This window comes from Streptomyces sp. STR69, from assembly GCF_024519455.1.
Classification (GTDB): domain Bacteria; phylum Actinomycetota; class Actinomycetes; order Streptomycetales; family Streptomycetaceae; genus Streptomyces.
In genome coordinates, this window is sequence record NZ_JALJRY010000017.1 from 36,676 (window position 1) to 60,689 (window position 24,014).

Here is a 24,014-nt window from a genome sequence, read left to right on the forward strand (position 1 = left end):
TTCACCATTTCCGACCTGGGTTCATATGATGCAGAGATCAACAGGCCCGGCCAAGGCAAGACTTGGGCGGGCCTCTCGGGTTCCCGTGGGGGTTTCATGCGTATACGCGTTGCGGCCGGTGTTGTCTCCGGTGCTGTCGTTCTGTCCGCGCTCGCTCTTCCGGTTGCCGCTCAGGCGGCGGAGCGTAAGGGGGCCGCGACAGGGCTGAGTTCCTTCGCCTCGGCGGCCGTTCAGCCCAGAGACTCCCTGGGCAACACCAAGTTCTCGCACGCCGTCATCAACGGGGGCAAGGACATCGTCCTCGGTACCACCGGTACGAAGGTCGTCACCGTCACGTACACCGCCACGAACGCGAGCGGCATCGCTCTCACCGAGGCCTTCCTGTGGCAGGGGACGGACAGTTCGACCACGGACGGGATCACCGGTGGGCTCGGGACGGACGACGACCCCGCCTGCACGGAGACGGCTACCCAGGGGACGTACACCTGCAAGGCCGTCTTCAACATCCACCCCGCGACCGACATGAAGGACAACGGCGTGGCCGGGACCTGGAAGCTGTTCCTGGGTGCCTGGGACCTGTACGCGAACGCGAGTTACAACGACGATGTCGCCACCGCCTCGATCAAGAAGGCCTCCACGCTGACCGCCGATGCCACTCCCGAGCCGGTCAAGAAGGGCAAGACCATCACGGTCACGGGCAAGCTCGCCCGCGCGAACTGGGCGACGGGCAAGTACGCGGGGTACGTGTCCCAGCCTGCGAAGCTGCAGTTCCGCAAGAAGGGCAGCAGCACCTACACCACCCTCAAGACGGTCAAGACCAACAGCACCGGCGTTCTGAAGACCACCACCAAGGCCACGGTCGACGGGTATTACCGGTACGTCTTCGCCGGCACCTCCACCACCGCCGCGGCGACCGCGCCCGGCGACTTCGTCGACGTCCGGTAAGCAGCTCGGCTCGTCCGAGTAAGAGATCTACGTGAACCGGCGGGAGGCCCTCCCGCCGGTCCCGATCGCGTGTGTACCGTCCTCCCTTGTGTTGATCGGTGATCACTCAACCACCGTTCTACGCGCGGAGATTCACCGCAGATCACAGATCGCAGTTCACCCCAGTCGGCTACATCCGCAGCACCCGCACCCCCTGTTCACTCCACTTCATTCCACCCCCACTCATGGAATCCCCCCACTTCACGGAGGTTCACCGGATGCCCAGTCTTGGCAAGTTCACGTCACGTCGTAGGCTCACCACCGCCCTCACCGTCCTCGGTCTGCTCGCCACCGGCGCCGTCGCCCAGGCCGCCACCGTCACCCCCGCCGCAGCGGCCACCGCGGCCACCACGCACCGCGTTCTCTTCGACGACGGGCACGCCGAGGAAGCCGGCAACGCCGACTGGATCATCTCGACCAGCAAGCCCGATCCGCTCGCCCAGGACTCCTCTCCTTCCTCCGACAAGGACTGGACGGGAGCGCTGTCGTCGTGGGGCATCGCGCTGCAGCAGACCGGTGACTACAGCCTCAAGACCGCCACCAGCGCGCTGACTTACGGGGGATCGTCGGCGAACGACCTGTCGAACTTCGACACGCTCGTGCTGCCCGAGCCCAACATCAAGTTCACGACCGCCGAGAAGACCGCCATCATGAACTTCGTGAAGGCCGGTGGCGGGCTGTTCATGATCTCCGACCACACCGGGTCCGACCGGAACAACGACGGGTACGACGCGGTCCAGATCCTCAACGACCTGATGACGAACAACAGCGTTGATTCGACGGACCCGTTCGGGTTCTCCATCGACTCGCTCAACATCAGTTCCGGCTACCCGGCCGCCATCAGCGACAGCAGCAACCCGGTGCTGCACGGCTCCTTCGGTACCGTCACCAAGAGCCTCATCGCCAACGGTACGACCGCCACGATCAAGCCCGCCGACAACTCCGCCGCCAAGGGGCTGCTGTACCGCAGCGGTTACTCCGGCAACACCGGCGCCTTCTTCGCCACCAGCACCTTCGGGAGTGGCAAGGTCGCGTTCTGGGGCGACAGTTCGCCGGTCGACGACGGCACCGGTCAGTCCGGCAACACGCTCTACGACGGCTGGAACGACACCGGCGCCACCAACGCCGCCCTCGCCCTCAACGCCACGGAGTGGCTCTCCTCGTAGCCAACTGGCATAACCAACCGACGCTGAGCCAGTACCGAGTGGGCGGGTGCGGCCCCCGAGCCGTACCCGCCAGGCTTCCTTCAGCCTCCGATGTCGGACCTCACCGCCGCCTCGACGAGCTTCGCCGCATCGGCCGGCCGGATCGTCCCTGCCGCGACCGCAGCCGCCGTTCGTGTGGCCCACTGCCTGACGAACTCCGCGTGCGTGGGGTACAGGGCGGCAAGTTTCGCGCTGCTGAAGGGAGTTGTCGTGCCGAAGAGGAAGCAGAACTGGGCCGATCCGGTCTGGCCCAGGCCCGACAGGGCCGCGACCGGCGCGTCCACGGCGGGGGTTCGGACTCCGCCGGTGGCGTTGCCGTTGGCGTCCAGGACGAACTCGGGTGTGCCGTCGCTGCTGGTGGTCACCTGCAGCTGAGAGGTCTTGGCCGGTGGGATTCCGGTCAAGACCCAGCTGCGCAGGGCGTGTTGGGCGGCGTCCATGACGTAGTGCGCCTGGCCGGTGTTGATCGGGGCCGCGCAGGAGAAGCCGGGGGTGCCGGTCGGCGGGTCGAGCATGGCATCCAACTCCCCCGCGGTCACCGCCCCGTCCCCCGTGTCCGCGGCGCCGACGTTCGCCACGTAGTCGTCGGCGTGCGCGGTGCCGGCGATCTCCCAGAACCGCAGGCGCCCTGCGTCTGGTTGACGGGCCGTCAGATAGCCCAGGAGCATCAGGTCGGTCTCGGTCTCCACCGTGAGCACCGGGACGTCCGTGTCGGTGCGGAACCGGACGACCGCGGGGGTGGGCACGTCCGCCTGGGGTGCCTGCGAGAGCGCTGCCGCGAATCCGGCCCTGCTGTGGACGAGGAATCCGTCGTACGTGTGCGCCAGGGGCTGGACCGCGTCGATGTACGTGGTGAGGCGGAACGCCGACTGGGACTCGCCCTCGGCCAGCACCGCGCGCGGGCGGAGGCCGCCGAGGATCGTGGCCGCGGAGTCCCGTACGGCCTGTCCGGCCTGGGAGAAGATGTCGTAGGAGTAGCTGTCTCCGGGGTGGGACAGGGCCGCGTAGCGGACCGGGTCGGCGGCCTTGGTGGCGGCCACGCCGGTCGCCTGGGCGGAGACACCGATCCAGGCGTAGCCCTCACGGATGAGTTCGTTGTGGGTGTAGATCCACTCCGGGGCCACGTCCAGGCCGGCGGAGACGTTGAGCCACTCCACCACGACCGTCCCGTTGAAGCGGGCCGGGTTTAATGGCCTGTCCATGACAATCCTAGTCGTGTACGGCGCGGTGCTCGCGGGCGTCACGCTCCAGCGGCCGTCCGAGCCCAGCGGCGCGGTCGGCGTGTAGGAGGTGGCCGTGCCGGAGAGGAAGAACTCCGACTGGGTGTATCCCACGCTCGCGAGGTCGAAGGTCGTGCCTTGCAGTACTACGGCGCCCTTGCCGCCGGTGACCGGGCCGGTGACCGCTGCCGGACCAACCGCCGCCTCGGCCTGGGCAGTTGGCGCCAGAACCCCTAAGAATCCTAAGAACAGGCACGTGCTTGCCACGACAGCCAGCACCGAATGTCGGCGACTTCGGGTGCGCGGCCGTTGTCTCGCGTCGTTCATGAGTGATGCCTCCTCAGAGTTGATGCCTCACTGCGTTGTTGTCCCTACGGCTCGGGAAGCCCCGCCCGCAGCTGCGCGAGCGCGTCGGTCGTCAGCTCGGCGAGGTCCGACTCGCCTTCGCACTCAAGCCACATGAAGACGGCCAGGCGCAGGGCGTTCGCCGCTACGACACCCGTCAGTCGCGGGTACAGATCGCGGCTCGCGTCCGTCCCGGTGCGCTCGGCGACGACCGCGGTGAGCTGCTCGCCGAGCCGTTCGAAGATCGCCAGCTGCGAGCCCAGCAAGGCCTTGCTCGCCATGACCATCCGTACCTTGACGGCCAGTTGTTGCAACTGCTCCGGCGGCAGGAACGCGGAGAACGTCAGCGCATGGCGCAGCGACTCCCACAGCGGTTCGCCGGGCGGACGGTTGCGCAGTCCGTCGGCGATGTAGCCCATGCCGTCGACCAGCTCGGCCACGATCGCCTCCTCCTTGCCGGAGAAGTAGTTGCGGAAGGTGCGCGGCGACACGTCCGCGGCCTCGGCTATCGCGTCGGCGGTGACGTTCTCCACCCCGCGCTCCAGCGCCAGCCGCATCGCCGCACTCGCCAACGCGGTGCGCGTCTGCGCCTTCTTGCGCTCCCGTAGACCCGTCGGACCCGTCTCTGCCGCCACGCCCCGGACCGTACTCCGAGTTGCCGGAAGGGAAAAGATGCCGGGACGGCAAACTTTTCCCTATACGGCGGGCTCCGTCACCGTCTCCAACTCCCGGAGCGCGCGCCCGCGTTGGCGGACGACCCGCGTCCAGCCGACCGCCGCCAGCGCCGCGACCGCCGCCACCGCGAGCGCCGTCAGCATCCCCGTCGTGTGCGATCCCGCGCTGTCCGCCGCCCTCGCCACCGGGTTGGGCAGGCCCAGGCGGTCCGCCAGCCAGCCGATCGCCGCCGTGGCCGTGACCAGGGCTCCCGTCACGCGAAGTGCGGGCTGTACCCGGAGGCGTGCCAGTACCAGCAGCGACGGCAACGCCAGGCAGACCAGCAGGAGTTGGACCAGTTCGATGCCCAGGTTGAAGGCCAGGAGGCTGGACGCCAACTGGCCGGTGGACAGGTGCATTTCGGCGAGGACGAAGGAGAACGCCATGCCGTGGCCGAGGCCGAAGACGCCGGCCACGAGGGCTTCCTTGCCGGGGAAGAGCGGGCGGATCGCGTGGACCGCGCCCACGAGGATGCTCGCCGCGATGAACGCCTCTATCGGTCGGCCGGGGATCTGGAGGTGGGTGAGGGCGCTGGCGGCGAGTGCGACCGAGTGGCCGACCGTGAAGGCGAGGGTGATGCGGCCGATGCGCGTGAGCGCCGCGCGGGGGCCGGCCGGACCGCCGTTCCAGCGGCCTCCCGCCGCCAACAGCGGTGCGGGCAGCAGCAGGATGAGCAGGAACAGGAGGTGGTCGGTGCCGGTGAGGATGTGGTTGGCGCCGAGTTGGAGCATGGCTGCGAAGCCTCGCCACGCGCTGCCCTTGCCCAGGTCGACCGTCAGTGGTGGGACCTTCATGTGTCGGACGTCGAGGCGGATGGTGCCCACCTGGGTGGCGCCGTCGCCGGTGACCCGGCCGGCCGCCCAGTCCTGACGTACCGTCACCAGGGTTATGTGGGTGACTACTTGGTGCACGATCACGTCGTAGTCGAAGGTGAAATGGCGTACGTCGGCGCCGGTGGGCGGGGTGAGTACGGCCTTGGCGACCAGCTCGCGGTAGGGGCCGGTGGAGGTCTGTTCGGTGCGGCTGAGGCTCAGGGCGCCGATGGTGACCTGCCATGCCTGGCCCTTGAGGGTGGTCGGGTGGATGTGGGCGGCGAGGTAGGTGCGGATCGCCTTGGCCCTGGTGGGGAGGGCGGACGATGCGACGGTGTTGAGGTCGATGCCGCTGGCCGTGGTGAAGTCGCCCACCGGCAGGGCCAGTTGGGCGGTGACGGAGTCCTTGTACACGTCGAGCTGGACCACCGAGTGCGGCATCGGGTGCGCGGCGGCCGGCGACGCTCCGAGCAGGAGCGCCGCCGGTACCACGATCGCGATCCCGGCCACCAGGCGAAGCGCTGTGGTCAGCCAAGTTCGCGGTCGGGTCATGAGAAGGTGAACTCGCTGCCGTAGTCGCGGGTGTGGTCGCGGTACACGGTGTGGTAGTGGATCTGGTCCCGGTACACGACACCGTTCTGGCAGACGAACTCGACCCAGACGCCGGGGCCGTCGATGCGCACGTAGTCGCCCTGGGTGTCGAGGGCGGTGGTGCCGGAGTAGGCGACGTAGGTCTGGTTCAGCTCGTGCTCGTACGTCTTCATGAGCTTCTTCGCGGTGGCGTCGTCCACGTTGGCGATCCAGGGGTGGATGGCCTTGAGGACCAGCTGCTTCTGCTTCGGGGAGAGCGTACTGACCTTGATCCCCTCCTTCGTCTCCGGGAACTGGCCGTCCTGGCCCGGGCCGAGGAGTACATCGCTGAAGGACTCCGACAGCTTGGCGGTGGCCAGCTGCTCCGTGCTGAGGCTGCCGGTGAGGGCGAGCAGGCCGTCGCGCATGGTCGCGAGCGGTGAGTACGTGGTGCCGTCGTCGTCGGTCCAGGTGGTGGGCTCGACGCCGACGAAGAACGGGCTGGCGCCCGCCACCTTGCCGTTCTTGTAGGTGAGGTTGAGGGCCAAGTGATGGCCGCCGAAGTGCAGTTGCCAGGTGCCGGTGGCGGAGGGGGTGCCGAGGAAGGCGAGGAAGTAGACGCCGCTGCCGTAGCCGCCGAGGCCGCCGCCTCCGGTGCCGCCGGAGGGCGGGGTGCCGGTCGGGACGTCGGTCGGCGCGTCGGTGGCCGTCGAGGTCGGGGTCGCCGTGGCGGTGTCGGTGGCGGACGGGTCCGCGGAGGCCGTGCTCGACGCGGTGTCCGACGGTGCCGGGCCCGCGGAGCTGGTGCTCTGGGCCGAGTTGAGCACGTCGTCGGCCTTGATGATCTGCGTGATCTGGTCGTACCCGGTGTTCTTGCCGGTGCCCGTGGCGAGCTTCAACACCTTCATGGCGGCGGCCAGTTGGGTGTCCGTCAGGGAGCCGAGCTGGATGCCGGGACGGCAGGACGAGCCGCACGGGAGGTTCGACCACGCGGTGGCGTTGGCCTGCGTGAGGTCGAGCAGGGTGGAGGCCTGCTGGTCGGCGTCCAGCGTGTTCAGGAACTCGTTGGCCGCGCTGACCACGGCTGCGGTGCCGGTCGCCTTCTTGTCGACCGGGCGCTTGACGCCTGCGGCCGACTTTCCGGTCCGGGTGTCCGTCGAGGCATTCGCCACGGCGAAACCGCCGCCGACCAGCACAATTGCGGTAACGGCTCCGGCTATGCCGCGCCAGGTCCGTCTCGTGCGTACCAGACGGGTTCTGTCTCTGCTCACGAACGACTCCTTTGATTCCAGTAATTCCAGAGATTCCGCTCGTCAGCGGAGCGCCGACCGGCCGTTCGCGCGATTGTTGACAACATTATCGAGGTTCTTACCGAAATCTCAATGGACCGTCACGTGGATAAAATAAGTTTCAGGTTCCACAGCAATGCGGCCCGAATTCAGAGAATTCACTCAGGCATTTGACAGGTTAAGCTTGTCGCGCGAATAGGGTTTCCTGCTACCGGAGAGGCACATCATGGCCAAGGTCCCGAACATCCCCAGCGCGGCGGTCGCCGCGGGCGGGCTCGTCGGTGGGTACGGCGTGGCCCGCTGGACGAAGAAGCGTCAACTGGGCGGGGCCGTACTGGTCGTTGCCGGGGCCACCGCCGCGCAGCAGTGGCGGCAGCGGGCCGGCGGAAAGGCGGCGGGCGCGCTCACCGTCGCCTATGTCGCCGCGTTCGCCGGGTCCCACCCGCTGGCCAAGAAGGTCGGCGCCTGGCCCGCCGTCCTCGGCGTCGCGGGCGCCGTCGCCCTCGCGTCCTGGGTGGTCGCCGACCGGCAGGCGTGACCCCGGACGCGTTGTCACCAAGAAGCGTGTCCGCTACGGCCGTTCAGCAGCCGTGGGCCGACAGCACGCCCTCCGTCGAGTCCTCCTCGCACGGCCGGAAGCGTCGGCCCACCGCCGATGCCACCAGCACCCCCACACCGATCACGAGCGTCGCGAACGCCCACTGCTGGGGCCACTCGGCCTCGTCGGGCCAGTTGGTGTACCCGCGCGGGTGGGTGACGTACATCAGGCCGGCCGGGGGCACCGCCACCAGCAGGACCGGCCAGGCCGGGTCGTCGCGGCGGCCGAGGTAGCCCGCCAGGAGCAGCAGAAGCACCGCGAGGACCAGCGCGCCCGGCACGGACGCCCCCGTCCAGGCGACGCACACGAAGTACGCCGCCGACGCGAGGGCGGCGCCGAGGGTGCGGATCAGCCAGCGTTCCGGCCAGGTGCGCGTCCGCAGGGGGCTCAGCAGCTTCTCGGTCATACGTACGAGGGTTCCCCGGTGCGCCGGGGCCGCAACAGAGTACGCGTACTCAGATCCGGCGAACTCGGGTTCGGCAGCCTCGGATCCGGGAGCGTCAGGTCCTCCCGCTCCTACACCCCCACCAGCCGCGACACCGTGTAGATCAGCAGTCCCGCCAACGACCCCACCACCGTGCCGTTGATCCGGATGAACTGCAGGTCGCGGCCGATGTTCGCCTCGATCTTGCGGGTCGTGTGTTCCGCGTCCCAGCCCGCCACCGTGTCCGTGATCAGGGAGGTGATCTCCTTGCGGTAGGTGGTGACGACGTACACCGCGGCACCCTCGACCCAGCCGTCGACCTTCTCCTGGAGCTTCGGTTCGACCGCCATCCGCGCGCCGAGCGACAGCAGCGAGGCCCGCACCCGCAGCCGTAGCTCACTGCGTTCGTCCTCGGCGGCCGACACGATCATCGAGCGTACGGACGTCCAGGCGCTGGCGATCAGGTCCTGGACCTCACCGCGGCCGAGGACCTCGCCCTTGAGGCGTTCCACGCGGGCGCGGGTGTCCGTGTCGGACTGGAGGTCGGCGGCGAAGTCGCCGAGGAAGCGGTCCAGGGCGCCGCGGGCCGGGTGGGAGGGCATGTCGCGCATCTCGGTGACGAAGCGGAGCAGCTCCTTGTAGACGCGCTCGCCGATCCGCTTGTCGACGAATCTCGGGGTCCAGCCGGGCGCGCCGCCCTCGACGGCGTCCATGACCTGCTCGTCGTGCAGGACGAGCCAGTCGTGCGCGCGGGTGACGATCAGGTCGACGACCCGCTTGTGACCGCCGTCGGCGACGATCTTCTCCAGCATCTTACCGATGCCGGGCGCGATCTCCTGGGCGTCGGCGCGACGGGTGATCGCCTCGCCGACGACCGCCTGGACGTCGGAGTCGCGCAGGACGGTGAGGGCTCCTCGGAGTGCGGCCGACAGCTCCGCCGTCACCCGGTCGGCGTGGTCCGGTACGGCCAGCCAGGCGCCGAGCCGGCTGCCGATGCCGACGGCGCGCAGACGCTGCCGTACGACCTCCTCGGAGAGGAAGTTCTCGCCGACGAACTCGCCCAGGGAGACGCCCAGTTGGTCCTTCTTGGTGGGGATGATCGCGGTGTGCGGGATGGGCAGGCCGAGCGGGTGGCGGAAGAGGGCGGTGACCGCGAACCAGTCGGCCATCGCGCCGACCATGCCGGCCTCGGCCGCCGCGGCGACATAGCCCGCCCAGGGGCCCGCGCCCGCGTTCGACGCCCACTTGGCGAGGACGTACACGACGGCCACGAAGAGCAGCAGGGCCAGCGCCGTCAGCTTCATCCGGCGTACGCCGCGCTGCTTCTCCTCGTCGGCCGCGCTGAACGTGGTCATCGTGCGGCGGGAGGGCGACCCGTCGCCCTCAGCGGCCACTTCCGTACGTTCCATCCGCTCCACCCGTTCGCCGGTACCGTGCATATTGTCCCTTCCTGACCGACTCCCGGGACAGAACAGGAGTTCCCGACGTCACCCGAAAGTGCAGAATGGCAGGGCCCTGCCACTCACCCGAGGAGATCCGCACCGCGTGACCAAGCGTCGTACTGGGGGCGTGGGGGTGTCCCCCACAAAGCAGCGTGCCCTGCTGTCCGCGATCATCACCCTGATCGTGGCCGTTTCCGCCTGCATATACGTCGGTGTCTCCGCCGGTGACGGAACCCGCGACGCCGGGACGACCTCCGCCGGGGCCCACTCCGCCGCCCCCGCCTCGACCGGTATCTGGGTCGGCGCCTGGTCCGCCGCCCCGGTGGGCGGCGAGCCCGGCACCGGGCCGACGGGCATGGCGGGCCGCTCGGTGCGCAACATCGTCCACACGAGCGCCGCCGGGACGAGCGCCCGGATCACCCTCTCCAACCTCTACGGCCGGTCCCCGCTGACTCTCACCCACGCCTCGATCGCCCTCGCGGCCGGCCACAACAGTTCCGCCGCGGCCCCCGGCACCATGCGCCGGCTGACCTTCAGCGGCGCCACCTCCGTCACCGTCCCGGCCGGGCAGCAGGCCCTGAGCGACGCCGTACGCCTCCAAGTCCCGCAGGGCGCCGACGTGTTGGTCACCACCTACGCCCCCGCCGGTTCGGGCCCGGTCACCTTCCACCCGTACGCCCGGCAGACCTCGTACCTGGCCGACGGCGACCGTGTCGAGAACCCGAGCGGCGCGCCTTACACCCAACGGACCTCGGTGTGGCGCTACTTGACCGCGCTGGACGTGCTGAGTCGCGACGCGACCGGCACGGTCGTCGCGTTCGGCGACTCGATAACCGACGGGTCCACCTCCACCCAGAGCGCCAACCGCCGCTGGCCGGACGCCTTTTCGCAGCGGCTGAGCGCGGCCGTGGCAGCCGGACGAAAGGACGTGCCGCGCTACAGCGTCGTCAACGAGGGCATCAGCGGCAACCAGATACTCACCAGCCAGGCCGGCCGGCCCGCCGAGAACCAGGACGGCCTGACCCGCTTCGCCCGTGATGTGCTCGACCGCCCGAACGTCAAGGTCGTCATCGTCGACCTCGGCGTCAACGACACCCTGCACGACGCCGACTCCGACGCGATCCTGGCCGGTCTGCGCGCCCTGGTCCGCCAGGCCCACGCCCACGGCGTCAAGGTCGTCGGCGCGACCCTGATGCCCTTCGGCGGCTACCCCCGGTACTCGGCGGCCCGGGACGCCGTACGGCAGCGGGTCAACGCGGAGATCAGGAGCGGCACGGTGTACGACGCCGTCGTCGACTTCGACAAGGCGCTGCGCGACCCGTACGACCCGCGCAGATACGCCTCCGAGTACGACTCGGGCGATCACCTCCACCCCGGTGACCGGGGCTACCGCAAGATGGCCGACACCATCGACCTGGCCGACCTCAAGGGCGCGGTCCCCGCCCGGTTGTGAACCGGCGGATCAGTCCCCGTCAGTCCCCGTCAGTCCCAGATCAGTCCCAGTCGCGGTGCCTGCGCTCCCGCCGCTCCCGGTGCCGCTCCCGCCGCTCCTCGTGCCGTTCGCGCCGTTCCTCGTGCCGACGGCGCATCGCGTCGCGGTGCTCCTCCATGGCCTCGCGATGGGCGTCGTCCAGGCCGGACAGCGCGTCTCGGTGGGAGCCGTAGAGCTCCTTCGTCGACGAACCGCCCTCCAGTTTCTGCCGGCGCCGCTCCTCCTTGAGCCGCTGACGCTCGGCCCGGGGGAGCTTGCGTTCCACGCCGACCCCGCCCCAGAAGGCGAAGCCCGTGATGATCACGCGCGGGGCGCCGGGGTCGCCCGGCACGCCCTCCTGGCTGTGGTCGAAGCCGCCCATGATGCCGATGCCGCGCACGACGACCTCGACGCCCGGCGGCACGATGATCTGCGCACCGCCCATGATCGCGATGCAGTTGATCTCGACCTCGCGGTCCGCGAAGTTCGCCTCGCGCAGGTCGATCTCGCCGCCGCCCCAGAAGGCGACGGCGGTGAACCGCTTGGGGACCGTCCAGCGGCCCTTGCGCTGGAACCCGGACATGATGGCCACGGCAGCGGTCGAGGACCCTTCGCCGCCGACGATCCGCCCGGCCCAACTCCCGCTCTCCACCGGCTCCTTGACCATGCTCACCGGCGGCGGGGTGACCCCGGGGGCCGGCAGGTCGCGGGTGATGGGGGTCAGTTCGGCGTACGTCCGCGCCTTGTACGTCGCCTCAAGACGCTCCTCGAACTCCTCCATGTCGAGCCGGCCCTCGGCGACGGCGTCGCGCAGGACCTCGGCGACTCGCTCACGGTCGGCATCGGATGCGCGAAGCTCCGGGACTGCGTCGTCGGTCATACAGCGCAGCCTACGAGACCGTTCGACGGAGGGCTACGAGGGGCAACGAGGGACTACGAGACCGCCTTCTCCGCCTGCTCCGCGTACATCTTCGCGATGACCGCCTCGATGTCCGGCTCCCGCACCGACAGATCCACCATCGGGTACTCCGCCGCGATCCGCGCCACCAGCGGAGCCGCCGACGCCGACGCCGGGAACGTCAGCCACTGCCGCGGGCCCTCCACCTTCACCACCCGCGCGTCCGGCACCTCGATCGGCGGCAACTCCCGCTCCAGGTCCACCACAAGGGTCCGCTCGCTCTCTCCCGCCTCGTGCAGCCCGGTGAGCGGACCGTCGTACATCAGACGGCCGTGGTCGATGACCATCACGCGCGAGCACAACTGCTCGATGTCCTGGAGGTCATGGGTGGTGAGCAGGACCGTGGTGCCCCGCTCGGCGTTCAACTCCCGCAGGAACTCCCGCACTTTGGCCTTGGAGATGACATCGAGGCCGATGGTCGGCTCGTCGAGGTAGAGCACCTCGGGGTCGTGCAGCAGCGCCGCCGCGATGTCGCCGCGCATCCGCTGGCCGAGCGAGAGCTGACGTACGGGGACGTCCAACAGGGCGCCCAGTTCGAGGAGTTCGACACAGCGGTCGAGGTTCTCGGCGTAACGGGCGTCCGGGATGCGGTACATGCGGTGCATCAGCTTGTACGAGTCGATCAGCGGGAGGTCCCACCACAGGGTCGTACGCTGCCCGAACACCACGCCGATGCGGTGCGCGAGCCGGGTGCGCTCACGGGACGGGTCGATGCCGGCCACCCGCAGCCGGCCCCCGGACGGGGTGAGGATGCCGGTCAGCATCTTGATGGTGGTCGACTTCCCGGCGCCGTTCGGCCCGATGTAGCCGACCATCTCACCGCGCGCCACGGCGAAGGAGATCGAGTCGACGGCCCGCACCTGGCGCCGCTCCCGTTTCATGAACCCGGTCTTCTTGCGCACGTCGAAGACCTTCTCGACGCGGTCCAGCTCGATGAACGCCTGCTCTGTCACCCTCAACTCCCGGTGCTTCGGTACGACTTGAGCCCCGCCCGCCACGCCAGACCGGCCAGCGCACAGAAGGCGAGCGCCACCAGCGGCGACGCGAACTCCGCGCCCGGCGGCAGATCCAGCGGATACGGCCGCCCCAACACATAGGAGGCGGGCACCCAGTTGACGAAGGCGAGCGGCAGCATGAAGGTCACGCCCCGTACGAAGTCCTTGCCGAACACGGCCGGCGGATACTGCAACAGTGTGGTGCCGCCGTACGTGAACGCGTTCTGCACCTCGGCCGCGTCCTGCGCCAGGATCTGGAAGGCCGCGCCCGCCACGAACAGCGCCCCGAAGATCGCCGCCCCGCAGATCAGCATCACCGGCACCAACAGCAGCTTCCCGGCAGTCCAGTTGACGTCGATGTGGAGCAGCGCGTACCCCAGCACCAGGCCGCCCTGCGTGATCCGGCCCAGGCGGCGCAGCGCGAACCGGTCCGCTCCGATCTGGGCCAGCACCGGCGCCGGGCGCACGAGCAGGGTGTCGAAGGAGCCGTCGCGGATGCGGGCACCCAGCACGTCCATCGAGCCGAGCACCAGGTCGGAGATCCCGAACGCGGTCGCCGACAGGCCGTACAGGAAGGCGACTTCGGGCAGCGACCAGCCGCCCAGCGAGTCGACCTGCGAGAACATCAGCAGGATCGTGACGAAGTCCAGGCCGGTCACCAGCAGGTTGCCGACGACCGTGATGACGAAGGACGCGCGGTAGGTCATGCTCGACCGGATCCACATCCCGGCGATCAACCCGTAGGCACGCAACCCCTCGCGCCAGCGCGGCAGTTCCCCGGTCCGGTACTCACTCCGGTGGGTCGTCTCAACCACCCTGCACCACCACCCTCCGCGTAGCCGCCGACTGCATCAGCCGCCCCGCCGTGAGCAGCACCACCGCCCAGGTCGCCTGAAAGGCGTACGCCCCCAGCGGGTCGGTCTTCCCCATCAGCACATCCGCCGGCACCTGGATCTGTGCCGCCCACGGCAGTGCCCGTACGACGTCGCCGAGCACGCCCGGGAAGGCGTTCAGCGGGAGCACCATGCCCGAGCAGAAGATCCCCAGGATCATCATGGCCTGGTTGATGCCCGTGCCGTCCATCAGCCAGAACACGCTCAGGGCCGCCAGATAGCGGATACCGAAACTGACGAGGATCGCGAGCAGCAGCGCCACCAGGAGAGCCGCCCAGGATGTGACGTCCGTGGGCAGCGCCATCGGGAAGAACAGTGAGCCGAACACGAACGGGATCACGCCCCGCCCCAGCATCTGGAACATGGCCCGCCCGAAGTCGCTTGCCAGCCACCACAGTTGGAGATCGGCCGGACGATACAGGTCGACGGCGATGTCACCCGTACGGATGCGCTCCATCAGGTCCTTCTCGAACCCGCCGCCCTGGATCGCCAGCGTCGCGTACAGACACTGCCCCAGCCACACATAGGTCACCGCCTGCGCCTGGTCGTAGCCCCCGAGATGCGGACGCTCGTCCCACAGCGCCAGATAGGTGTAGACGAGCACCACGCCGAAGACGGTGTTGGTGAACACCCCGGCGAGCGTCGCCGCCCGATACGTCGCGTACCGTCTGAAACCCCCCGCCGCGACGGCCGCGTACAACCGCCCAGCACCCACCGGAAACCGCCCTCCACCACCTCTTGACACCGAAGCGCAGGAGCCTAGTGCGCAGGTGGTGACGCACGCCACGCATTTTCCGGGCAAGTGCGTGCCGATGGTCGGGAACGGAACGCATGGTGCGAGAGTCTTCGTCTGGGGGCGCAGAAGCGCACAAGGCCGTACAGGAACATACGCGACCGTATGGGAACATGCGGGCCCGTACGGGACGGTACGACGCGAAACAGGAGTCCGTGCACGACATGAGCGACCAGCCGCAACCGCAACAGCCCCAGCAGGGCTGGGCACCCAGGGAGCCGGAAGCAGCGGCTCACGAGCCTGAGGTGTCCGGGGGCAAGAAGCCCAAGCGGCCCAAGCGCACCGGATGGCGCAGGATCATCCCCACCTGGCGGATGACGCTCGCCGGGGTCGTCACGCTCGTGGCGCTGCTGATCGGCGCGTTCTACCTCGGCTACTCGATGGTCAAGATCCCGCCCGCCAACGCGCTCGCCACCAAGCAGTCCAACGTGTACCTCTACGCGGACGGCACCCAACTCGCCCGCGACGGCGAGGTCAACCGCGAGAACGTCGGACTCGACCAGGTCTCCGCCAACGCCCAGCACGCCGTACTGGCCGCCGAGGACCGGGACTTCTTCTCCGAGTCCGCCGTCGACCCGAAGGCGATGGTCCGCGCCGCCTGGAACACCGCCACCGGCAAGGGCACCCAGTCCGGTTCCACGATCACCCAGCAGTACGTCAAGAACTACTACCTGGGCCAGGAACAGACCGTCACCCGCAAGGTGAAGGAGTTCTTCATCTCGATCAAGCTGGACCGCACGGAGTCCAAGTCCCAGATCCTCGAGGGCTACCTCAACACCAGCTACTTCGGCCGCAACGCCTACGGCATCCAGGCCGCCGCCCAGGCCTACTACGGCAAGGACGCCATCGACCTCGACGCCGGCCGCGGCGCCTACCTCGCCGCGCTGCTGAACGCGCCGAGCGAGTACGACGTCGTGGCGCATCCGGAGAACAAGGCCGCCGCGGTGGCCCGTTGGAACTACGTCCTCGACGGCATGGTCAAGAAGGGCTGGCTCACCCAGTCCGCGCGCACCGGCATGAAGTTCCCGATGCCGAAGGAGGCCACGGCGTCGACGAGCATGTCCGGGCAGCGGGGTTACATCGTCACCGCGATCAAGGACTACCTCGCCACCAACAAGATCATCGACGCGGACACCCTCGAAGCCGGCGGCTACCGCATCACCACCACCCTGCAGAAGAGCAAGCAGGACGCCTTCGTGAAGGCCGTCAACGACCAACTCATGTCCAAGCTCGACAAGAAGAGCCGCAAGGTCGACAACTACGTGCGCGCGGGCGGCGCTTCGGTCGACCCCAAGACCGGGCAGATCGTCGCCATGTACGGCGGCATCGACTACGTCAAGCAGTACACGAACGGCGCCACCCGCGGCGACTTCCAAGTCGGCTCCACCTTCAAGCCGTTCGTCCTCGCCTCCGCGATCCAGAACGACTCGCAGACCCAGGACGGCCAGACCATCACCCCCAACACCTACTACGACGGCACCGACAAGCGCCCCGTGGAAGGCTGGAGCGGCGGCTCGTACGCCCCCGAGAACGAGGACGGCGTCTCCTACGGCGACATCACCGTCCGTACGGCCACCGACAAGTCCGTCAACTCGGTGTACGCGCAGATGGCAGTGGACGTAGGGCCCGCCAAGATCAAGAAGACGGCCATCGACCTCGGCATCCCCGCCGACACCCCCGACCTGACCGCCACCCCGTCCATCGCGCTCGGCCCGTCCACCGCGAGCGTCCTCGACATGGCGGAGGCGTACGCCACCCTCGCCAACCACGGTGAGCGGCACACGTACACGATGATCTCGAAGATCACCAAGGACGGCACGGACCAGGTCAAGCTGCCCGCGCAGAAGACCACCCGCGCGGTGAGCCGCGAGTCCGCCGACACCACGACCAACGTCCTGGAGAGCGTCGTCGACAACGGCACCGCGACCGCCGCGCAGGGCGCCGACCGCCCGGCGGCCGGCAAGACCGGCACCGCGGAGAAGGACACGGCGGCCTGGTTCGCGGGCTACACCCCCGACCTCGCCACCGTCGTCTCCGTCATGGGCCAGAACCCGACCACCGCCGCCCACGAGCCGCTCTACGGCGTGATGGGCCTCGCCCGCGTCAACGGCGGCGGGGCGCCCGCCGAGATCTGGGCCCAGTTCACCAAGGCGGCCCTGAAGGGCACCGAGGCGAGCGACTTCGACCTCCAGCTCCAGGACGGCGCCGAGACGGTCGCACCCCCGAGCATCCAGCCCTCGCAGCCCGCGACGACCGACGGCCAGGACAACGGCGGCACGACCACCACCGGCGGCCAGGGCAACCAGGGCCAGACCCAGGGCGGCACCACCGACGGAGGCACGACCGACGGCGGCACCACCGGAGGCACGACCACCACCGACGGCGGCACCACGACAACCGGCGGCACCACCGGCACCACGACCGACGGCTCCACGACCACCACCGGCGGCACCACGGGCACGACCACGGACGGCACGACGACGACCGGCGGCACGACGGGAACCACGACCGACGGCACCACCGGCGGCACGACGACCGGGGGGACGACGGCGGGACCGCAGAGCACGGCACGGAAAAAGGAGTGAGCGGAGCCCGCTGAACAGGGGCGCACGGCAGAAGGGGCTGGTGACCACGGTCACCAGCCCCTTCGGGGCTTCTGGAGGCTTCGTACTACAGGTACAGGCCGGTCGAGTCCTCGGAGCCCTCGAAACGGTCCGCGGCCACCGCGTGCAGGTCGCGCTCGCGCATGAGGACGTAGGCGATCCCGCGCACCTCGACCTCGGCGCGGTCCTCCGGGTCGTAGAGAACCCGGTCGCCGGGCTCGACGGTCCGTACGTTCTGACCCACCGCGACGACATCCGCCCAGGCCAGCCGCCGCCCGACCGCGGCCGTCGCCGGAATCAGGATCCCGCCGCCCGAACGCCGCTCGCCCTCGCTCTTGTCCTGCCGCACGAGCACACGGTCGTGCAGCATCCGGATGGGCAGCTTGTCGTGCTGGGTGCTCTGCTCGTCTCTCTTGGCGCTCACACCCACGAACCTACCTGCCTCCGACCCGTCGGTACGCCCCCGGGTGCCCCGCGAAATCAGCCTTTACGACCCTTGCCGCGCCGGGAACCGAGGACGAACAGCCCCACGACCCCGACGGCGACGAGGGCAACGGGAACGATGCGCTCCACCCTCGGCGCTCCCTCGTCGTCCACGAACTGACCCTTGATGTCACTCACGACGCGGTTGACGCCGACGTACGCCTTCCCGAGGGTGTGATCGATGCTGGACGCGACCTTGGCCTTCGCGTCGCCCACGATGGTCTTCGGGTGCACCCGCACCCCGATCTCGTCGAGCGTGTCGGCCAGGACATCGCGGCGACGATTGATGTCCGCCTCGATCTGCGCCGGGGTTCTGGTGTCCGGCGTGTTCGACGTGTCCGCCACCGTACGGCCTCCGAAGTCTGCTGGTACTTGTGCCGGACAGTCTGTCAGCTCTCGCGCGGAGTGCACTGTCAGCACCCCCGGTTACGCTAGCGCGATGAGTGAACGACTCCAGCCCGGGGACGTTGCCCCCGCCTTCACGCTTCCCGACGCCGACGGCAACGAGGTGTCCCTCGCCGACCACAAGGGCCGCAAGGTCATCGTCTACTTCTACCCGGCGGCCCTGACGCCCGGCTGCACCAAGCAGGCCTGCGACTTCACGGACAACCTGGAGGTGCTGGCCGGCGCCGGGTACGACGTCATCGGCATCTCCCCCGACCAGCCGGAGAAGCTCGCCAAGTTCCGCGAGAAGGAGAACCTCAAGATCACCCTCCTCGCGGACACCGACAAGACGGTCCTCGACGCGTACGCGGCCTTCGGCGAGAAGAAGAACTACGGCAAGACCTACCTGGGCGTGATCCGCTCCACGATCATCGTGGACGAGTCCGGCAAGGTCGAGCACGCGCTGTACAACGTCCGGGCCACGGGCCACGTGGCGAAGATCATCAAGGACCTGGGTATCTGAACGACGCCCACACATCGGGAGGCAGGTCGGCCCGCCCAGGAACCGACCTGCCCTCCTCGTTCCACTCCCCCGGGGCAAGGTCCTCCCCGACCAGCCGCCAGACCGCCACGGCCCCCGGATTGGCGTCCTGAAACGCGATCTCCCAACGGCCCGGGTGCCGCCGGGCACCGCGCACGACGAAGAAGCTGTTGAGCACCCGAGTGGGCCCACTGATCCCCCGCACGAACGCGAACCCGACGGGCCGCTGGACGGTGCAACTGCGGCGGGCACTCGACGACCTTGGCGTCCCGCACATCTGTGAGACCTGCGGTGTCGGTGACGTGTGGCAGGGAAAGCGGCTCGTTCTGGAGATCGACCACATCAACGGAGACCGGTTGGACAACCGGAGGGAGAACCTGCGGTACCTGTGCCCGTCCTGTCACAGCCAGACGAAGACCTTCGCGAATCGATCTCCGCGTACGCCCTCGCAGGGGCGCACAGTAGAGTGAGCAGCGCTGTGGGCCCGTACCCCAGCTGGCTAGAGGGCGCCGGTTTAGGTCCGGTGTGTCGTGGGTTCGAGTCCCACCGGGCCCACTCTGTGAAGGGCGCGCCACCGACTCCGGCGCGCGCCCTTCTACGCTCAGCCCAACAGCTCACGCACCACCGGCACCAACCCCCGAAACGCCTTCCCCCGATGGCTGATCGCGTTCTTCTCCTCCGCCGTGAGTTCCGCGCAGGTTCGCGTGTCGCCGTCCGGCTGGAGGATCGGGTCGTAGCCGAAGCCGTTCGTGCCCGTCGGCGCGTGCCTCAGCAGTCCCCGCAGCTGGCCCTCGACCACTCGTTCCGTGCCGTCCGGCAGCGCGAGGGCCGCCGCGCAGGCGAAGTGGGCGCCCCGGTGCTCGTCCGCAATGTCCGAGAGCTGGGCCAGCAGCAGGTCCAGGTTGGCCTTGTCGTCGCCGTGTTGGCCGGACCAGCGGGCCGAGAAGATGCCCGGCGCGCCGTTCAGGACGTCTACGCAGAGGCCCGAGTCGTCCGCCACCGCCGGGAGGCCTGTTGCCTGGGCCAGGGCGTGGGCCTTCAGCAGGGCGTTCTCCGCGAACGTCACGCCCGTTTCCTTGACGTCGGGGATGTCGGGGTAGGACTCGGCACCGATCAGTTCGTGGGGCAGTCCCGCGTCGGCGAGGATCGACCTCAGTTCGGTGATTTTCCCGGCGTTGCGGGTGGCGAGGATCAGGCGTGTCATGGCGTTCAGTATCCCGGCCCCCGCCTCACTCCCGTATCCCAACCCCGCCCCGCGGCTACGACGTGCAGACCTTCGTCAGTTCGCCCGCCGCGTCCGTGACGGGGCTGATGTCAGGCGTGTTGTCGCCGTTCTTGACCGCCGTACGGACGTTGTCGACGGCCTTGCTGAGGTTGTCCACCGCCTTGTTGACGTCCGCGTTGTCGGTCTTGTCGCCGATCTTGTCGAGGTCCTTCTCGATGGAGTTGAGGGACTCGTCGGTCTGGGTGGGATCGTTGGCCGCGTTCTCCACCGCCTGCTGGAGGCCGGTGACGCTGTCGGCGATGGTGTCGGCGGTCTGGACGCAGTCGATGGCCTTGCCGACGGCGTCGCAGCCGGTGGCGAGTCCGGCGGTCAGGCCGATCACCACGACGGTGACGGCTGTGGCGATACGGCGTCGACGACTGCGTCGGCTTGCGGCGGCCATGGTCGGTTTCCTCCCCGTGGGGGGTGGGCTTCTGTGGCCACTCCCCGTTTCCGTTCCGTATGCGTAGGGACGCGAGGGCGGGCCGCCGGGTTGCCCCCGCGGCCCGCCTCGCTTTGTACGTCCTTTACTTGCCTTGCCAAGCCTCTTACTTCTCCAGCGCGGCCTCAAGTGCTTTGCGCTGTACGGCGGTCAGCTCGTCGCAGCCGGCGACGGCCAGGTCGAGGAGCGCGTTGAGTTCGTCGCGCGCGAAGGGCTCCGCCTCGGCCGTGCCCTGGACCTCGACGAAGCGGCCGTCGCCGGTGCAGACGACGTTCATGTCGGTCTCGGCGCGGACGTCCTCCTCGTAGCAGAGGTCCAGCAGCGGGACTCCGCCGACGATGCCGACCGAGACCGCCGAGACCGTTCCGGTGAGCGGCTGGCGGCCGGCCTTGATCAGCTTCTTGCCCTGGGCCCAGGTGACGGCGTCCGCGAGCGCGACGTACGCGCCGGTGATGGCGGCCGTACGGGTGCCGCCGTCGGCCTGGAGGACGTCGCAGTCGAGGACGATGGTGTTCTCGCCGAGGGCCTTGTAGTCGATGACGGCGCGCAGCGAGCGGCCGATCAGGCGGCTGATCTCGTGGGTGCGTCCGCCGATCTTGCCGCGGACGGATTCGCGGTCGCCGCGGGTGTTGGTGGCGCGGGGCAGCATGGAGTACTCCGCGGTGACCCAGCCCTCGCCGCTGCCCTTGCGCCAGCGGGGGACGCCTTCGGTCACGGAGGCGGTGCAGAAGACCTTCGTGTCGCCGAAGGAGACGAGGACGGAGCCCTCGGCGTGCTTGCTCCAGCCACGTTCGATGGTGACGGGGCGGAGCTGTTCGGGGGTGCGGCCGTCGATTCGAGACATGGCGAAGAGCCTAGTGGTAGACGGGGAAGGGGCTCTTCCCGGATCCGGGAAGAGCCCCTCGGTACGCGAAACCGGGGATGATCCCCGTGCTTCACATCAGGTCTTCGATGTCCGCCGCGATCGGGTCCGCGTCCGTGCCGATGACGACCTGGATGGCGGTGCCCATCTTGACGACGCCGTGGGCGCCGGCGGCCTTCAGGGCGGCTTCGTCGACCAAGCTCGGGTCCTTGACCTCGGTGCGCAGGCGGGTGATGCAGCCCTCGACCTCTTCGATGTTGTCGATGCCGCCCAGCCCGGCAACGATCTTCTCAGCCTTGGTGGCCATGGTGTTCTCTCCCTGATCCGAACCGCTTTGTCGCAGTAACCCACAGTTGGCCCAGCTTCGCGAGCGGTCATGTCGTGCGTGCCGAATGATGGTGACGATCACTTCACCAACTGGTCTACACCACATTACCGAGGGGCGTCCATGAGTGCCGACAGTGCCGCCGCCGGTCCCGGGCGCGTCTCCTGGAACAAGGTGTTCCAGGGGCTGCAGAAGATGGGCCGCAGTCTCCAACTCCCCATCGCCGTACTGCCGGCCGCCGGCATCCTCAACCGGCTCGGGCAGCCGGACGTGTTCGGGGACGACGGGCTGGGGTGGACCAATGTCTCGAAGGTGATGGCGGGTGCGGGCGGCGCGCTGCTGGACGGGCAGCTGGGGTTGCCGCTGCTGTTCTGTGTGGGTGTCGCGATCGGGATGGCGAAGAAGTCGGACGGGTCGACGGCGCTGGCCGGGCTGGTCGGTTTCCTCGTCTACTACAACGTGTTGCGCCAGTTCCCCAAGGACTGCACGGGCGGTACGGACGTGGTGCCCGGGATCGGGTGCCAGGCCGCCGATCACTCGGTCTCGGCGTTCACGTACCAGAATCCCGGGGTGTTCGGCGGGATCGTGCTGGGACTGCTGACCGCGTTCTTCTGGGCGCGGTACCACCGTACGAAGCTGGTGGACTGGCTGGGCTTCTTCAACGGGCGGCGGCTGGTGCCGATCATCATGTCGTTCGTGGCGATCGCGGTCGCGGCGGTGGCACTGTGGATCTGGCCGCCGATCGGCACCGGTCTTGAGCACTTCAGCGACTGGCTGAGCGCCCGGGGCGCGCTGGGTGCCGGGGTGTTCGGGCTGGCCAACCGGGCGCTGCTGGTCGTGGGGCTGCATCAGTTCCTGAACGTGCCCATCTGGTTCCAGTTCGGCAGTTACACCAAGCCGGACGGGACGGTGGTGCACGGTGACATCAACATGTTCCTGGCGGGTGACCCGAACGCGGGGCAGTTCACCTCGGGCTTCTTCCCGATCATGATGTTCGCGCTGCCGGCGGCGGCGCTCGCGATCGCACACTGCGCGAAGCCGGGCCGCCGCAAAGAGGTGGGCGGGCTGATGCTGTCGGTCGCGCTGACGTCCTTCGTGACCGGTATCACCGAGCCGATCGAGTACTCGTTCCTGTTCATCGCGCCCGTTCTGTACGCGGTGCACGCGGTGTTGACGGGTGTGTCGATGGCGGTGACCTGGGGGCTCGGGGTGCACGACGGGTTCAGCTTCTCGGCGGGTCTGATCGACTACGCGATCAACTGGAATCTGGCGACGAAGCCGTGGGCGATCATTCCGATCGGGCTGTGCTTCGCGGCGGTGTACTACGTCGTCTTCCGGTTCGCGATCACGAAGTTCGATCTGAAGACTCCGGGACGGGAGCCGGAGGACGAGCAGGAGGACGTCACGAAGGCCTGAGGTCAGCGAGGCCCGGTGTCTTGCGCGGCGGCGTCGTCCAGGAGGGCTCGCAGGCCCGCGAACGCTTCGCGCACCTGGTCTCCCGCCCCGCAGCGCACCGCGCTGCGGTAGGCGTCGGGGACCTCGTCGTACCGTCCGCACGCGAGCGTGAGCAGGGCCCGCAGTTCGGCGTGGCTGCCGGCCAGTGCCGGCCGTACCGGTCCGGCCGAGCGCGCCGCCTCGTCGAGGCCGTCGACCAGGGCGGACAGGCGGGCCAGCAGGAGTCCGCTCTCGACGAGTGTTCCGTAGTAGGCCGCTTCGCCGGTTCTGCCGGCCCGGCGCAGGAGGGTCAGGCACTCGTCGATCCGGGTGCGGTCGCAGGTTCTGAGCGCGAGTTCGGCGAGCAGTCCGTACGCCTCCTGTTCGCGCTGTCGCTCGTAGTCCGTGAGCCCCTCCTCGGTGTACCGGGCGACGGCGTCCCGGAGTTCGGAGTAGGCCCGCGTCACCGCTGCCCGGTCGGTGACGCGGCCGGCCAGGATCTCCCGGCCCGCGTAGAAGACCCAGGTCGGATTGGCCGGTTCCTCCTGGCGGCAGCGGGCGATGAGCGCTCCGTCCCGCGCTCGTTTGCCGCGGGCGGCTATGACCTCCGGGAGGTAGCCGTGGTGGACGAGTTCCACGTCCAGGCCGGTCGACTCGGGGGCGCTGCCGTCGGGGTGGAAGGGCTGTTCGTGGATACGGCCCCGGAAGCGCAGTCCGGTGTCGGCGCGCAGGATCCGCCGGGTGCGGTGGTAGGTGTCGCCGCCCTCCGCGTCGACGATGCGCGGGGAGAGGACGAGGTCGCGGCCGGCCGGTGTCCGGTCCGCCTCGTGCACCGAAATGGGAACCCCGGGCGGCTCGTTCGCATCACGGGAGCCGTTTCCGCCGACACTCCCCGTAGCGATTCCGTAGCAAAAATCGCGGGTTCCTTATCTCGCCTTCATCGTGCTACAACAGGTCTACACC

Annotated in this window: 23 protein-coding genes, 1 tRNA gene and 3 pseudogenes; 9 read left to right on the forward strand and 18 right to left on the reverse strand. The window is 69.0% G+C overall.

Annotated elements, in window-relative coordinates:
* Nucleotides 1–96: 96 nt before the first annotated feature.
* Together OC490_RS29275 and OC490_RS29280 are read left to right on the forward strand one after the other, a co-directional pair.
* Complete coding sequence (locus OC490_RS29275) at nt 97–945, forward strand: hypothetical protein (RefSeq protein WP_262061021.1); 849 nt, start codon at nt 97–99, stop codon at nt 943–945.
* A 257-nt stretch (nt 946–1,202) separates the two neighbouring features.
* A pseudogene (locus OC490_RS29280) lies at nt 1,203–2,144 on the forward strand (hydrolase); the annotation flags it as partial.
* A gap of 86 nt (nt 2,145–2,230) precedes the next feature.
* On the opposite strand, the gene OC490_RS29285 reads toward OC490_RS29280, so the two are convergent.
* The 4 genes from OC490_RS29285 to OC490_RS29300 form a co-directional block, all read right to left on the reverse strand.
* On the reverse strand, nt 2,231–3,676 hold the full coding sequence (locus tag OC490_RS29285) for an alpha/beta hydrolase domain-containing protein (protein WP_262061022.1): 1,446 nt from the start codon (nt 3,674–3,676) through the stop codon (nt 2,231–2,233).
* A 104-nt stretch (nt 3,677–3,780) separates the two neighbouring features.
* A complete protein-coding gene (locus OC490_RS29290; protein ID WP_262061023.1) occupies nt 3,781–4,389 on the reverse strand; it encodes a TetR/AcrR family transcriptional regulator in 609 nt (202 codons plus the stop codon).
* Between the two features lie 60 nt (nt 4,390–4,449).
* Entirely contained in the window at nt 4,450–5,832 is a 1,383-nt protein-coding gene (locus tag OC490_RS29295; RefSeq protein ID WP_262061024.1) for a HupE/UreJ family protein, read from the reverse strand.
* Nucleotides 5,829–7,121 (reverse strand): DUF3500 domain-containing protein, encoded by a 1,293-nt coding sequence (locus tag OC490_RS29300; RefSeq protein WP_262061025.1) that lies wholly within the window; start codon nt 7,119–7,121, stop codon nt 5,829–5,831. The genes OC490_RS29295 and OC490_RS29300 overlap by 4 nt, the downstream gene beginning before the upstream one ends.
* 244 nt (nt 7,122–7,365) lie before the next feature.
* On the opposite strand from OC490_RS29300, the gene OC490_RS29305 reads away from it, so the two are divergent.
* Nucleotides 7,366–7,677 carry a hypothetical protein gene (locus tag OC490_RS29305; protein WP_262061026.1) on the forward strand — a complete coding sequence of 104 codons (312 nt, stop codon included), beginning with the start codon at nt 7,366–7,368 and terminating at the stop codon, nt 7,675–7,677.
* A gap of 43 nt (nt 7,678–7,720) precedes the next feature.
* On the opposite strand, the gene OC490_RS29310 is transcribed toward OC490_RS29305, so the two are convergent.
* Nucleotides 7,721–8,143, reverse strand: a complete 423-nt coding sequence (locus OC490_RS29310) for a hypothetical protein (RefSeq protein ID WP_262061027.1) — start codon at nt 8,141–8,143, stop codon at nt 7,721–7,723.
* A gap of 110 nt (nt 8,144–8,253) precedes the next feature.
* A complete protein-coding gene (locus OC490_RS29315; RefSeq protein ID WP_262061028.1) occupies nt 8,254–9,600 on the reverse strand; it encodes a DUF445 domain-containing protein in 1,347 nt (448 codons plus the stop codon).
* A 106-nt stretch (nt 9,601–9,706) separates the two neighbouring features.
* Between OC490_RS29315 and OC490_RS29320 the strand changes: the two genes are divergently transcribed.
* Nucleotides 9,707–11,056: an SGNH/GDSL hydrolase family protein gene (locus OC490_RS29320; protein WP_262061029.1), complete on the forward strand. Its 1,350-nt coding sequence runs from the start codon at nt 9,707–9,709 to the stop codon at nt 11,054–11,056.
* Between the two features lie 40 nt (nt 11,057–11,096).
* Here OC490_RS29320 and OC490_RS29325 read toward each other — a convergent pair whose 3' ends face one another.
* The 4 genes from OC490_RS29325 to OC490_RS29340 form a co-directional block, all read right to left on the reverse strand.
* Nucleotides 11,097–11,954, reverse strand: coding sequence for a DUF1707 domain-containing protein (locus OC490_RS29325; RefSeq protein ID WP_262061030.1), 858 nt, complete (start codon nt 11,952–11,954; stop codon nt 11,097–11,099).
* 53 nt (nt 11,955–12,007) lie between these two features.
* A complete protein-coding gene (locus OC490_RS29330) occupies nt 12,008–12,985 on the reverse strand; it encodes an ATP-binding cassette domain-containing protein (protein WP_262061031.1) in 978 nt (325 codons plus the stop codon).
* 2 nt (nt 12,986–12,987) lie between these two features.
* Nucleotides 12,988–13,752 carry an ABC transporter permease gene (locus OC490_RS29335; protein ID WP_262061162.1) on the reverse strand — a complete coding sequence of 255 codons (765 nt, stop codon included), beginning with the start codon at nt 13,750–13,752 and terminating at the stop codon, nt 12,988–12,990.
* 82 nt (nt 13,753–13,834) lie between these two features.
* A complete protein-coding gene (locus OC490_RS29340; protein WP_262061032.1) occupies nt 13,835–14,635 on the reverse strand; it encodes an ABC transporter permease in 801 nt (266 codons plus the stop codon).
* 242 nt (nt 14,636–14,877) lie between these two features.
* On the opposite strand from OC490_RS29340, the gene OC490_RS29345 reads away from it, so the two are divergent.
* Entirely contained in the window at nt 14,878–17,298 is a 2,421-nt protein-coding gene (locus OC490_RS29345; RefSeq protein WP_262061033.1) for a transglycosylase domain-containing protein, read from the forward strand.
* Between the two features lie 85 nt (nt 17,299–17,383).
* Here OC490_RS29345 and OC490_RS29350 read toward each other — a convergent pair whose 3' ends face one another.
* Complete coding sequence (locus tag OC490_RS29350) at nt 17,384–17,740, reverse strand: GroES family chaperonin (protein ID WP_026178110.1); 357 nt, start codon at nt 17,738–17,740, stop codon at nt 17,384–17,386.
* Between the two features lie 56 nt (nt 17,741–17,796).
* Nucleotides 17,797–18,144, reverse strand: a complete 348-nt coding sequence (locus OC490_RS29355) for a DUF3618 domain-containing protein (RefSeq protein ID WP_262061034.1) — start codon at nt 18,142–18,144, stop codon at nt 17,797–17,799.
* Between the two features lie 94 nt (nt 18,145–18,238).
* Here OC490_RS29355 and bcp point away from each other — a divergent pair, with 94 nt between their 5' ends.
* Complete coding sequence (gene bcp / locus OC490_RS29360; RefSeq protein ID WP_262061035.1) at nt 18,239–18,706, forward strand: thioredoxin-dependent thiol peroxidase; 468 nt, start codon at nt 18,239–18,241, stop codon at nt 18,704–18,706.
* On the opposite strand, the pseudogene OC490_RS29365 reads toward bcp, so the two are convergent.
* A pseudogene (locus OC490_RS29365) lies at nt 18,687–18,950 on the reverse strand (GNAT family N-acetyltransferase); the annotation flags it as partial. The gene bcp and the pseudogene OC490_RS29365 overlap by 20 nt on opposite strands.
* A 4-nt stretch (nt 18,951–18,954) precedes the next feature.
* On the opposite strand from OC490_RS29365, the pseudogene OC490_RS29370 reads away from it, so the two are divergent.
* Both OC490_RS29370 and OC490_RS29375 read left to right on the forward strand, forming a co-directional pair.
* Nucleotides 18,955–19,194: pseudogene (locus tag OC490_RS29370) on the forward strand (HNH endonuclease); the annotation flags it as partial.
* Nucleotides 19,195–19,204: 10 nt separating this feature from the next.
* Nucleotides 19,205–19,279, forward strand: a tRNA-Leu gene (locus OC490_RS29375).
* A 46-nt stretch (nt 19,280–19,325) separates the two neighbouring features.
* Here OC490_RS29375 and rdgB read toward each other — a convergent pair.
* From rdgB to OC490_RS29395, 4 genes are all read right to left on the reverse strand, one after another.
* Nucleotides 19,326–19,928 (reverse strand): RdgB/HAM1 family non-canonical purine NTP pyrophosphatase, encoded by a 603-nt coding sequence (rdgB, locus tag OC490_RS29380; RefSeq protein ID WP_262061036.1) that lies wholly within the window; start codon nt 19,926–19,928, stop codon nt 19,326–19,328.
* 55 nt (nt 19,929–19,983) lie between these two features.
* Nucleotides 19,984–20,391, reverse strand: coding sequence for a hypothetical protein (locus tag OC490_RS29385; protein ID WP_262061037.1), 408 nt, complete (start codon nt 20,389–20,391; stop codon nt 19,984–19,986).
* A 145-nt stretch (nt 20,392–20,536) separates the two neighbouring features.
* Nucleotides 20,537–21,274: a ribonuclease PH gene (gene rph / locus OC490_RS29390; RefSeq protein WP_019056710.1), complete on the reverse strand. Its 738-nt coding sequence runs from the start codon at nt 21,272–21,274 to the stop codon at nt 20,537–20,539.
* 91 nt (nt 21,275–21,365) lie between these two features.
* A complete protein-coding gene (locus tag OC490_RS29395; protein ID WP_262061038.1) occupies nt 21,366–21,725 on the reverse strand; it encodes a PTS glucose/sucrose transporter subunit IIB in 360 nt (119 codons plus the stop codon).
* 15 nt (nt 21,726–21,740) lie between these two features.
* Here OC490_RS29395 and OC490_RS29400 point away from each other — a divergent pair, with 15 nt between their 5' ends.
* Nucleotides 21,741–23,033: a PTS transporter subunit EIIC gene (locus OC490_RS29400; protein ID WP_262061039.1), complete on the forward strand. Its 1,293-nt coding sequence runs from the start codon at nt 21,741–21,743 to the stop codon at nt 23,031–23,033.
* Between the two features lie 2 nt (nt 23,034–23,035).
* Here the strand turns inward: OC490_RS29400 and OC490_RS29405 are convergent, their stop codons facing one another.
* Nucleotides 23,036–23,884, reverse strand: coding sequence for a hypothetical protein (locus OC490_RS29405; RefSeq protein WP_262061040.1), 849 nt, complete (start codon nt 23,882–23,884; stop codon nt 23,036–23,038).
* Nucleotides 23,885–24,014 lie beyond the last annotated feature (130 nt).